The sequence below is a fragment of the Tunicatimonas sp. genome, from assembly GCF_049647865.1.
Lineage (GTDB): Bacteria > Bacteroidota > Bacteroidia > Cytophagales > Cyclobacteriaceae > Tunicatimonas.
The window spans coordinates 1-8,497 of sequence record NZ_JBARYM010000292.1 but is presented as its reverse complement, the minus strand read 5'-3'; the positions used below and the strand labels follow the sequence as shown (position 1 = coordinate 8,497).

Annotated in this window: 7 protein-coding genes; 5 read left to right on the top strand and 2 right to left on the bottom strand. The window is 44.3% G+C overall.

Translation table 11 applies throughout. From position 1 onward, the window contains the following. The first annotated feature begins 174 nt into the window (after positions 1-174). Both WBA23_RS08965 and WBA23_RS08960 read left to right on the top strand, forming a co-directional pair. A complete protein-coding gene (locus WBA23_RS08965; protein ID WP_424581935.1) occupies positions 175-951 on the top strand; it encodes a hypothetical protein in 777 nt (258 codons plus the stop codon). A gap of 85 nt (positions 952-1,036) precedes the next feature. Continuing rightward, complete coding sequence (locus tag WBA23_RS08960; RefSeq protein ID WP_424581934.1) at positions 1,037-1,870, top strand: DMT family transporter; 834 nt, start codon at positions 1,037-1,039, stop codon at positions 1,868-1,870. Between the two features lies 1 nt (position 1,871). Here the strand turns inward: WBA23_RS08960 and WBA23_RS08955 are convergent, their stop codons facing one another. Then, positions 1,872-2,462 carry a hypothetical protein gene (locus WBA23_RS08955; RefSeq protein ID WP_424581933.1) on the bottom strand — a complete coding sequence of 197 codons (591 nt, stop codon included), beginning with the start codon at positions 2,460-2,462 and terminating at the stop codon, positions 1,872-1,874. A gap of 49 nt (positions 2,463-2,511) precedes the next feature. Between WBA23_RS08955 and WBA23_RS08950 the strand changes: the two genes are divergently transcribed. Continuing rightward, positions 2,512-3,360: a purple acid phosphatase family protein gene (locus WBA23_RS08950; RefSeq protein WP_424581932.1), complete on the top strand. Its 849-nt coding sequence runs from the start codon at positions 2,512-2,514 to the stop codon at positions 3,358-3,360. Here WBA23_RS08950 and mtaB read toward each other — a convergent pair. After that, positions 3,349-4,671 (bottom strand): tRNA (N(6)-L-threonylcarbamoyladenosine(37)-C(2))-methylthiotransferase MtaB, encoded by a 1,323-nt coding sequence (gene mtaB, locus WBA23_RS08945; RefSeq protein ID WP_424581931.1) that lies wholly within the window; start codon positions 4,669-4,671, stop codon positions 3,349-3,351. The two genes, WBA23_RS08950 and mtaB, sit on opposite strands and share 12 nt — an antisense overlap. Positions 4,672-5,040: 369 nt before the next feature. On the opposite strand from mtaB, the gene WBA23_RS08940 reads away from it, so the two are divergent. Both WBA23_RS08940 and WBA23_RS08935 read left to right on the top strand, forming a co-directional pair. After that, positions 5,041-6,057: a glutamine synthetase beta-grasp domain-containing protein gene (locus WBA23_RS08940; RefSeq protein ID WP_424581930.1), complete on the top strand. Its 1,017-nt coding sequence runs from the start codon at positions 5,041-5,043 to the stop codon at positions 6,055-6,057. 138 nt (positions 6,058-6,195) lie between these two features. Then, positions 6,196-8,497: hypothetical protein (locus tag WBA23_RS08935; protein WP_424581929.1), on the top strand; the 2,302-nt coding region annotated here is incomplete at its 3' end.

Sequence of the window (8,497 nt, the reverse complement as noted above, 5' to 3'; positions counted from 1 at the left end):
GACTTTTGCCTTGCTTGTAGCCTGCTTGTAGAGCCTCTCGCTCTGCTTCGCTTATTTCCTTGATGTATCGCATACCTCAAAACTACGCCTTTCTAGTTTCTTATACCTATTTTTGCATCAGTACTTATCGTACTTTGTTGCGTAGGGATTACAGTTGGCTTTTACTCGCGATGGATGGGATTCACTTTCCTTATAATCTACTTTTTTGCTAACACATTTGCCTTCGGCTTTGGTAAGATTGACCATGTCATCTTATTACCTTTGACACTGCTCTGCTTTTCGTTTTCTAATTGGGGAACAATGTACGCCCTCAAACCTGACCGGAGGCTACCTTTCCATAATTCTAGTTTAGGAATCTTGGGTATCTTCATATCCTTCGGAATGTTTACGGCAGGTTTTGAGAAGCTGCTAGTTTGGGTTGATTTTGATACTTCTACTAGTGGCTTTCTCAACTGGTTTTACAGCGGCTACTTCGGGTACGGTAGACAGCTACTATTGGCTGACTGGGTTTTTTATTTGCCTAAATTGGTCATCGAGGCTATGGACTATCTAGCCGTAGTTTTTGAGCTGTCGGCTTTTTTATGGCTTATAAGAGGGCCATTTTCGTGGCGTATTTGGTTACTCTGCGCCTGCGCTTTTCATTTGACTAATACGTTGCTACTCAATATTCCCTTTTATATTCACGTACCAGTTTTTGCTGCCTTCTCATTTAGCTCACTTCATTTCCAATTACGTAGTTCCTCAGTAAGAGTAGTTGCGGTAATAGCCTCACTACTAGGTTTAACCCATTTAATTATGAGAATACTAGGACAAGGCGGGCATTTTCTGTTTATGAGCAATGCAAAGCTAGAATGGACAGTCTATAGCTCTGTAGTACTTTGGATGGTGTCTCTGGTATTTTCTCTCCTTACTCTATTCCGAAAAACTGACCACAGCATTCAGTGCCCTTAGACTGTATACTTAGAGAAGCCACGCTGATAATGCACGTAATACAGTTACGTTGGCTTAAACGGTTTATAACACGTAATGAAAGCTTATGAACCCTTACTTACTGGCGGTATTTGCTATTCTGATTCTTGGTTCGGCCGGAGCTTTTATCAAGACGATGGACCTGCCTCCGATCGCGCTCACCGCTTTCCGGATGGCAATTCCTACGGTACTGCTGTTTGGCTACTTCAAGCTAATTCGTCGGGGGCCGCTGTTTCGCTCTTCGGTGAGGTGGCTGATGATTGGTTCATTATTGAATGCAGGACGACTACTCTTATTTATTGCCAGTTATTCGTACACCAGCATTGTTAACGCCATTGTCATTTTCTACACTTGGCCGGTATTCGCGGTACTTTACAGCCGTATCTGGCTAAAGGAATCTATTCCCAGGCGCAATCAGTATTTGCTGTTTCTACCTTTAGTAGGAATTGCTATCATTTTTTCTGATCAACAGATGACAACTAGCGAACAAGACCTGGTCGGGATGAGTGCGATGCTGCTTTCGTCAATGCTGTACGCATTTACGGTACTTATCTTCAAAAGAACCTCGCAGGAGTATACGGGCTTTGAAACCGTTTTTTTCCAAAACTTCCTAGGGGGATTCATTTTTCTACCTTTCGCTTTACCTTATCTGAACGAGATTGATTTGCCTACCTACGGATTAATTCTCACATTTTCAGTTTCTATTGGAGTACTAGCGTTCGGTATGTTTTTTCAGGCACTACGAAAAATGCACGCTTCCACTCTTTCTTACCTAGCTTATTTAGAAGTAGTAGTAGCTAGTCTGTATGGCATATTGCTTTTTGATGAAACGACTACCGTTCAGTTTGTTATTGGAGCAACTCTGATTATCGTAGCTACGCTATTATTTAAGAAGGAGTAACTTACTCAACCGGCCAGAAGATGAGTCCCAATGACTCAAGGTAGTCAGTATGCGTTCCCCAAACCCCCAACCAACGCCCTTTCCATTTATTATCTCGCTGGGCAAGCAACAAATGAAAGTCAGTATCTCCTCTACCACCACCGTAATCTGATGAAGATGAGCCGTCACTAAAGTGAAAGCGGATACGGTCTATCCACCAACCGCTGGCCCCACTTATTCCGATTAATTCAGCTCCTTTCGGAACGTCTATTTCATCCTTCCAGTACGAATCAGCGTGGCCAATTAGTATTTTCTGCAATTTACCAACCGAATCTTCTACTATAAACCGAATTGCCTGTACCACTCGGGAGCCGCCACTTTGGTATACTCCTACCTGAATTCGCCTTAGAATATCGCCTTTAGAAAGTACTTGCACCAAAAAAGTATCGCCCTGCGAGGGGACAGTGCCACCCACTCGGGCTGAATAGTGAACTTCCCCCAGTTGGGCTTTTTGCGCCGAAAGGTGCAACTGCTGACTAAAAGCAAAGGAGCTGATTAGTACGAGATTTAGGGCCAGGCCGAAGTTTCTCTTTCGTATTCTTAATAGTTTCATAATACGGATTCGTCGTCGATGCAGGTGAATATACTTACTTTCGCAAAATATGAGCGAAGGACTGCAATTTCTGGTTATTGGCGATTGGGGGCGAGGTGGTACGTTGGAGCAGATTGAAACTGCGGACCAAATGGCTAAGCAATCCCCTGATTTTATTATTTCTACTGGCGATAATTTTTACGATGAAGGGGTAGAAAGCCTTGATGATCCGCACTGGCGAGATTCTTACGAGAATATTTATCACCACAGTTCGCTGCAAGTACCCTGGTATATCTCGGTAGGAAATCATGATTACGGCGGAAGCATCCGCGCTCAGATTGACTACTCTCTCATTAGCAGTCGCTGGAATTTACCGGCCCATTACTACAGCTTTCGGCAGTATCTAAATCAGGAAGAAGTACTTTTTCTAGTAACCGATACCAGCCCATTTATTCAGGAATACTACGAAGCGGGCAAATCGGCGATTATTGAGCAGAATAAGTACCGGCAACTAGACTGGTTGAAATCTGAGTTGGCCCTAAGTTCGGCTAAATGGAAAATTGTGGTTGGGCATCATCCGGCTTACTCTTCCAGTCCTTTCCACGGCAACGCTGATGAGTTAATTGATGCCTTTGTACCACTGTTTAAACAATATCAGGTTGATCTGTACCTGAGTGGCCACGAGCATGATTTGCAACTGCACAAGCCGTTAGGAAATACTTATCATCTGGTTTCTGGGGCGGGATCAGAAGTACGAGAGACCGGAAGCTACGGCATTACTCAATTTAGTGCTTCCTGCAACGGCTTTGCTCTCATCAATATAAACGATGATATTTTAACTATCCGTTTTTTAGATAAAAAGGGAACGACGCTATATCAAGAGAAAGTGATGAAAGAAGCTGTCACTTTAGGAAACTAGAACCGAAGCGGGCGTTATGGCTACTGCCCCCCGCTCATCAATTTCACCTAACTGAACCAATTGTAGCTCATTGATTAATAGCGGATCATAAGGCGCACTTACGCGGACGTAGTTCTCAGTAAATCCTTGCATTTGCCCTTCCGCTACATCTTCTTCGTACAGTACCGTAGCGGTTCGTCCCAGGTTCTCTTCGTAAAACTTTCGCCGCTTTTTCTCTGATAATGTCCGCAGCATCTTTGACCGTTGTTGCCGCACCTTCATGGGTACTGCTTCGTTCATGGCTGCCGCCGGAGTATTGGCTCGCTCTGAGTACGTAAAAACGTGCAGGTAGGAAACCGGTAGTTCGTTCAGGAAATGATAAGTCTCCAGAAAGTCTTCTTCCTTTTCTCCCGGAAAGCCTACAATGACATCTACTCCAATACCACAATGAGGCATCAGGTTTTTGATTTTCTGCACCCGGTCGGCGTACAGTTCACGTAAGTAGCGCCGTCGCATTTGCCTCAAAATTTTATTAGATCCCGACTGCAACGGAATATGAAAGTGCGGTACAAATCGCTGCGACTGAGCCACGAACGCAATCACTTCGTTGCTTAGCAAATTTGGTTCAATAGATGAGATGCGAAACCGCTCGATGCCCGCCACTTGGTCTAGCTCCTGAACTAGATCCAGAAAGCGATTCTGGCGCTTCCCGTCAACAATGCCGTAATCGCCAATATTCACTCCGGTGAGTACGATCTCTTTCACCCCGGTTTGGGCAATTTCTTGCGCTTGGTTTACCGCTGATTCAATAGTATCGCTGCGGCTCTTTCCGCGGGCGAGTGGAATGGTGCAAAACGTACAGTGATAGTTACAGCCGTCTTGTACTTTCAGAAAAGTGCGGGTGCGGTCGTGTAGCGAATAGGCCGAATTGAACCGGCGGGCTTCAGTAACTTCCGAAGCAAATACTTGCGGTACTGACTTTTTCTGAAATCCATCTAATAAATCTAGTAGCCGAAACTTTTCCGCGGCTCCTAACACAGCATCCACTCCCGGAATCTCCGCAATCTCTCTGGGCTTCAGTTGGGCGTAACAACCCACAATACAGACGTAGGCATCCGGCGAATACTTGAGTGCTTCGCGTACTACCTTTCGGCACTTCTTATCCGCATTATCGGTTACCGAACAAGTATTAATCACGTAGATATCGGCCCCCTGCTGGAAATTAATTTTCCGGTAGCCTCGCTCTTCCACTAGCCTGCCTAAGGTAGAGGTTTCTGAGTAGTTGAGTTTACAACCTAAGGTATAAAATGCTACCGACCGTGCTGCTTCCATATTTATGCCAATAGTGCCTGATAGAATTTACAAAAATAAGACTCGCAAAGTTCTAACTATTCAAATAGTTAAGCAAACTTCTTATTTGTAAATGATTCGTACAAATGTATTTCAACCAAATAATCTTTGTTATCGATAAAAAAATTATAAGTAGTAATTAAATAAGTTTTTAATGAAATTTTGAAATATAAATCGGTTTTTCTTAAAAAAGACAAAAACACCTAAGCGTTTTTTATCAACTACTGGAAAATAGTATATTCGCAGTTCACGTATTTTTTATTTTGAGATTATCTATTATGAGGCTACTTACTTAGCTAATATAGTAGAACTGCATTAATCTAATCTATAACCCCTAAATGTAATTAGTATATGTCTAAGACAAAACTTGAGTACATCTGGCTAGATGGCTACAAACCTACCCAAAGCCTACGAAGTAAAACTAAAATCGTTAGTGACTTTAGCGGGAAGCTGGATGACTGTCCCATGTGGTCGTTCGACGGTAGTTCCACCGAGCAAGCCGAAGGCGGATCTTCTGACTGTCTGCTAAAGCCAGTAGCTATTTTCCCTGATCCCGCTCGGGTAGATGGCTTCCTAGTTATGACCGAAGTGCTAAGTTCAGACGGAACTCCCCACCCATCTAACGGGCGAGCAACCATTGACGATGATGATGATGATTTTTGGTTTGGATTTGAGCAAGAATATTTCCTTTGGGATTCTGAAATTAACAAACCTCTTGGTTTTCCGGAAGAAGGATTTCCTAAAAGGGGGCAGGGCCCCTATTACTGTTCAGTAGGCGCTCAGAACGCTTACGGTCGCGAAGTTATTGAAGATCATTTAGATCAGTGTTTGGAAGCGGGGGTGAACGTAGAAGGGATCAATGCCGAGGTAGCTACCGGACAGTGGGAGTTTCAGACCTTTGCGAAGGGGGCGGCTGCCGCCGGAGACCACGTGTGGGTAGCTCGCTACTTAGCCGAACGTAATGCTGAGAAATACGGTCTATCTATCAATTGGCACCCTAAACCATTGGGGGATACTGACTGGAACGGTTCCGGCATGCACGCTAATTTTTCTAACTCCACGCTAAGAGAAGCAGGCTCTAAAGAAGTTTACGAAAAAATCTGTGAATCCTTCCGGCCGGTAGTAAAAGAACACATTGAAGTGTACGGAGCCGATAATGATCAACGGCTAACCGGTAAGCACGAGACCCAATCTATTAGTCAGTTCTCCTACGGAGTGTCCGATAGAGGAGCGTCTATTCGTATTCCGATTGCCACAGTAGAAAACGGCTGGAAAGGCTGGTTAGAAGACCGTCGCCCGGCTTCCAACGGTGATCCTTATAAAATTGCGGCTCGTATTGTAAAAACTGTAAAGGGGGCAAAGGTGTAGACGTAGAGTACATATAATACATAGATAAGGAGGCTACTAAAAGAGCCTCCTTTTTTGTTTTAAAGGTATACTATGTAAACTGGAAAAAAAGTTACTAAATCTGGTAGCTGCTAAGCCATGAGATATCTTATCATAAATATGTTACTTTCAAATGCGAAGAAATTCATCGGTGGTATTATTTTCAGTCTGACCTGCCTTTATTGTTCAGCTCAGGTTGGTGTTAACGAAAATATTGTTTGGTATAATTTCCAGCCTCAGAATGACTACTCTCGTCCCAGTCTTGTTGGAATGGAAGATTGGAATAGCGAACCTGCGGGTAAGTATGGGCGTATTGTTAGTGTTGCTGATAAGCTTCAGTACAACAAACAAGATATAAAACTATGGGGGATCAATAACACCTACGGTGATTGCGCCCCTACCAAAGCATTGGCTGATAAGCGAGCGGCTTTTTATCGCAAATTCGGCATTAATGCTGTTCGGTTACATAAGTATGCTGACCGTCCGGCACCCGGAGGCATCCAAGCGGAAGAAAGCTTTGCTAAGTTTGAGCCGGAAGCTTTTCAGCGAATGGACTACTATATCAACAAGCTGAAGGAGAATGGTATCTACACTAAGCTGTCCCCCACCTTCGGAGTAAAATTTGGGCCGGAAGACACAGTTCACATTCCGTTTTACCGGGAGTTCGGTGAGTTCTCAGATGAAAAAAAACGCATACGGGCTACCTACGGGGCTATCTACTTATCGCCCGAGTTACAGAATTTGCAAATTGAACAAACGGTCAAGGTGCTTCAGCACAAGAATTATTATTCTGGGCTAGTCTACGCCAATGATCCCGCCATCTTCTGTGTAGAGCTTTTTAATGAAGATGCCATACTGTGGCACGGAGCCAACTGGAGTATGCAACGGCACCCCACACTACGAGAACGTACTGCTACGCTGTTTAGCGACTGGCTTAAAAGCAAATACGGCTCAGAATCTTCTTGGAGAGCGGCTTGGGGGAAAGAATCTATATTAATTGATACAGCCGACATTAGCAGCACTATTCTAAATACTATCATTTCTATAGACAAAGTGAAAGGTCCTTCCTTACCTATAGAGTCGCTATCTCAAAAAACAGTTGTGCCCTGGTACTATCCATGGGCTTTAGATGAAATAGTAGCCAAAGAAGGCTATCCACCGCTCAAACAACGATTGCTAGATGCAGCGACGTTTCTCATTGAGCGACAAAACGAGTTTTACGAACGGTTTATTCGAGCGATACGAGCAACGGGCTATACGGGAGAAATTGTTTCTTCTAATTGGCAGGCAGGGTCCACAGTAGGGCATCTACTTAATTTACATTCGGATGCTCAAGCGGGAATTGTAGACCGCCATAATTACTTCGGAGGTGATTTACAAGGATTTAAAGAGCCTGTGGAGTTTGCCAACGGTTCTTTGCTAGCCAGGCCGGGTATTGGCACACTCAGCGTAGGTTTCCAGCAAGTAGAGGATCGTCCCTTTATGCTTAGTGAATGGATTCACGTTCAGCCTAATGAATGGTACGCGGAAGGCCCCGCCTTGCTGGGAGCTTACGGATGGGGGCTTCAGGGCTGGGATGTTTCGTTTATGTTTCAGAACCGAGATAGTGGAGGATTCAGCGATCAGCTAGGAGTCCACCCCTGGGATGTTTCCAATCCTGCAATTATGGCACTATTTCCCGCCGTTGCCCGGCAAGTACGACGAATGGATGTTAGCGAAGCTGAACAGACGCATCACTTAAATGTACATGTCCCCTCTATTATACAAGGAGAGCTAGGCTTTGTTGGCGAAACAATACAAAGGAATGATACTAAAACGTTTAGCACCAACAAGGTGCCACCCAGTGCATTGGCTGCGCTGCGCGTTGCTATCAATTTTACTGATTCGGCCCAGGCAACTCACGACTTTGACTCTACATTGCTCTTTTCAGAAAATTCGGTAGTATCATCTACCAACGAACTACGCTGGACAACCCCGGAAGACAGTCTAGCAGCAGGCGGATACGTTACACTCAATACCGTAGCAACCAAGGCGTTCATTGGCTTCGCTCCGGGAGACAAGCATATTGATTTGGGAGATGGTTACCGTATCTTTCCGAAAAAGGGTTTTTCAGTTATTTACCTTACGGCTAAAGAACCAAACGAAACGTTGGCAACAGCCCACCATATTATTACAGTTGCAATGGCTCGGGTTAAAAACTCCGGCATGGAACTAAATGAGCAAAGAAATAGGGTAGTTACTACTGGTGAATCGCCACTGCAATTAGAACCAGTTTTAGCTGCTGTAGAAGTTCCGTTTAGCGGAAGGTTGCAAGTACTCGACCATGATGGAAACAAGTCAAAATCAAAGCGGACTTTTAATAATCGTTTCGAAATTGATGGCACATCGGATAAATCACCTTTATACTTAATAGTCAAAAACT

Bases quoted from the DNA above. Each gene is read 5' to 3' on its own strand.
- WBA23_RS08965 (WP_424581935.1), top strand. From the start codon at position 175: ATGGGATTCACTTTCCTTATAATCTACTTTTTTGCTAACACATTTGCC.
- WBA23_RS08960 (WP_424581934.1), top strand. From the start codon at position 1,037: ATGAACCCTTACTTACTGGCGGTATTTGCTATTCTGATTCTTGGTTCG.
- WBA23_RS08955 (WP_424581933.1), bottom strand. From the start codon at position 2,462: ATGAAACTATTAAGAATACGAAAGAGAAACTTCGGCCTGGCCCTAAAT.
- WBA23_RS08950 (WP_424581932.1), top strand. From the start codon at position 2,512: ATGAGCGAAGGACTGCAATTTCTGGTTATTGGCGATTGGGGGCGAGGT.
- mtaB (WP_424581931.1), bottom strand. From the start codon at position 4,671: ATGGAAGCAGCACGGTCGGTAGCATTTTATACCTTAGGTTGTAAACTC.
- WBA23_RS08940 (WP_424581930.1), top strand. From the start codon at position 5,041: ATGTCTAAGACAAAACTTGAGTACATCTGGCTAGATGGCTACAAACCT.